The organism is Pseudomonas sp. (assembly GCF_037994325.1).
In the GTDB taxonomy this organism is placed as follows: Bacteria; Pseudomonadota; Gammaproteobacteria; order Pseudomonadales; family Pseudomonadaceae; genus Aquipseudomonas.
The window spans coordinates 1-2,148 of sequence record NZ_JBBNAH010000615.1 but is presented as its reverse complement, the minus strand read 5'-3'; the positions used below and the strand labels follow the sequence as shown (position 1 = coordinate 2,148).

The following is a 2,148-nucleotide window of genomic DNA, read 5'->3' as shown; positions in this document are numbered from 1 at the left end:
TGCTTCGCTCCGACCATGGCATCACTCGATCTCCCGATTCGAAGGATTGCCTAAGCCTAAATGCGTTACCTATGTCTCCCGACACCTGTTACCTATGTCTCCCGGCTGAACACACAGCACACCCTACCGAGCGTTATCTGCCGCTAAGTGCGCCCCCGCGCACAACCGGCTCACTAAAAACGTCAGCAAAGGTTGCAACCGCTTTGCCATCGCCGCCCACCCCGGTAGCATCCGGGGTTCGCGCACAAAGGGGTAATACATGCCAACCAAACTCAACGCCTGCCTGGATGCCGTCAATCAAATCCTGCTAGGCAAGGAACCCCAAGTCCGCTTGGCGCTGACGTGTTTATTAGCCCGCGGCCATTTGCTGATTGAAGACCTGCCCGGCATGGGCAAAACCACCCTGAGCCATGCCTTGGCCAATGTGCTGGGCCTGAACTTTCAACGTATTCAATTCACCTCCGATTTACTCCCCGGCGACATCCTCGGCACCTCGGTGTTTGATAAGGACAGCGGCCTGTTTGTGTTCCACCCCGGCCCTATCTTTGCCGAGTTGGTGCTCGCCGATGAGATCAACCGCGCCACGCCGAAAAGCCAAAGTGCGTTGCTCGAGGCGATGGAGGAGGGCCAAGTGACCATCGAGGGCGCCACCCGCCCGTTGCCTGAGCCGTTTTTTGTGATTGCCACGCAAAACCCGGTCAGCCAGGGCGGCACCTTTGCTTTGCCAGAGTCGCAGCTCGACCGTTTTCTGATGCGTTTATCCCTAGGCTATCCCGCCAAGGCCGCGGAAAAAGCGTTGCTACTGGGCGAGGCGCGCCGCGAGATGTTGCCGCGTTTGGACGCCGTACTGAGCCATCAACAACTCGCCGAGTTGCAGGCCGAAGTGCCCAAGGTGCGGGTCAGCGATGCCTTGGTCGACTATGTGTTGCGCCTGGTGGAAGCCACGCGCACGCAGCCGCAGTTTGCTTGGGGCTTGTCGCCACGGGCGAGCTTGGCGCTGTTGGCTGCCGCCCGCGCTTGGGCATTTTTGGCCGAGCGCGATTATGTGATTCCCGAGGATGTGCAGGCGGTATTGCCGTCGGTAGTCGGCCACCGTTTACGTGAACGCGCCGACCCCGCCGGCCATGGCGGCGGCGCGTTGGTGCAGTGGTTGCTGCGCGAAGTGCCCGCTCTGTAATGGCAATGCTTAAACAACGTTGGCAGCGCTGGTTGCAACGGCGTATTCCGCCGGCCAACAGTGTGCTGCTAACCCAGCGGCGGATTTTTATTATCCCCACGCGCATCGGTGCGGCCTATGGCGTGGCGTTGTTGTTGATGTTGATGGCGGGGGTCAACTACCAGAACAGTCCGGCCTATGGCCTGACGTTTTTGCTGGCAGCAGTGTTTATCGTCGCCATCCTGCACACCTATCGCAATCTAGCCAGCCTGACGCTGCATGCGGCTGGCGGCAGCCCGGTGTTTGTTGGCGAGCAGGCAACCTTGCGTGTGCGCCTGAGCAGCAATGGCCGCGCCCATCAGTCCATTGCTCTCGGCTGGCCGCCCCAGGCGTTGCAGCAGTACGACGTACCGGCCAATGGCATGAGTGAGTGCGAGGTCACCGTGCCTGCGCTGCGCCGTGGTTGGCTGCGCCCGGGCCGTTTGCGGGTGGAAAGCCGCTTTCCGTTGGGCATTTTGGTCGCCTGGAGTTTGGTGGACTTGGACCAGGCTCTGTTGGTGTACCCACGCCCCATCCCTGGTGAGTTGCCGCTGGCGGCCGGCGCCCGTGAGGATGATGACGAAGATCAGGGCGCGCGGGTATTGGGCATGGGCGCCGATGATTATCAGGGGCTGAAAGCCTATCAGCCGGGTGATTCCAAGCGGCGTTTGCATTGGAAAGCCTATTCCCGTGGCCATGGTCTGCTGGTCAAGGATTTCGCGGCATTGGCCGGGCGCGATCTGTGGTTGGATTTCAGCGAGTTGGCGGGCGATAACGAAATGCGTCTGTCGCTGCTGTGCCATTGGGTGCTGGCGTTGTCGGAGCGTCAGCAGTCTTTTGCTTTGCGCATGCCAGGCGTGGAGTTAGGCCCGGACAGCGGCGAAACCCACCGTGAGGCGTGCTTGCGGGCGTTGGCGCTGTTTGGCGATGAGGACAAACGATGAGCGCCGTGC

Annotated in this window: 2 protein-coding genes; both read left to right on the top strand. The window is 61.0% G+C overall.

Annotated elements, in window-relative coordinates; all coding sequences use genetic code 11:
• The first annotated feature begins 259 nt into the window (after nucleotides 1–259).
• Nucleotides 260–1,177, top strand: coding sequence for an AAA family ATPase (locus AAAB16_RS20470; protein WP_340664982.1), 918 nt, complete (start codon nucleotides 260–262; stop codon nucleotides 1,175–1,177).
• Nucleotides 1,178–1,182: 5 nt separating this feature from the next.
• Nucleotides 1,183–2,139: a DUF58 domain-containing protein gene (locus AAAB16_RS20465; RefSeq protein WP_340664981.1), complete on the top strand. Its 957-nt coding sequence runs from the start codon at nucleotides 1,183–1,185 to the stop codon at nucleotides 2,137–2,139.
• Nucleotides 2,140–2,148: the final 9 nt, after the last annotated feature.

Excerpts from the sequence above, each read along its gene's own strand:
- AAAB16_RS20470 (WP_340664982.1), top strand. The coding sequence starts at position 260 with ATGCCAACCAAACTCAACGCCTGCCTGGATGCCGTCAATCAAATCCTG.
- AAAB16_RS20465 (WP_340664981.1), top strand. The coding sequence starts at position 1,183 with ATGCTTAAACAACGTTGGCAGCGCTGGTTGCAACGGCGTATTCCGCCG.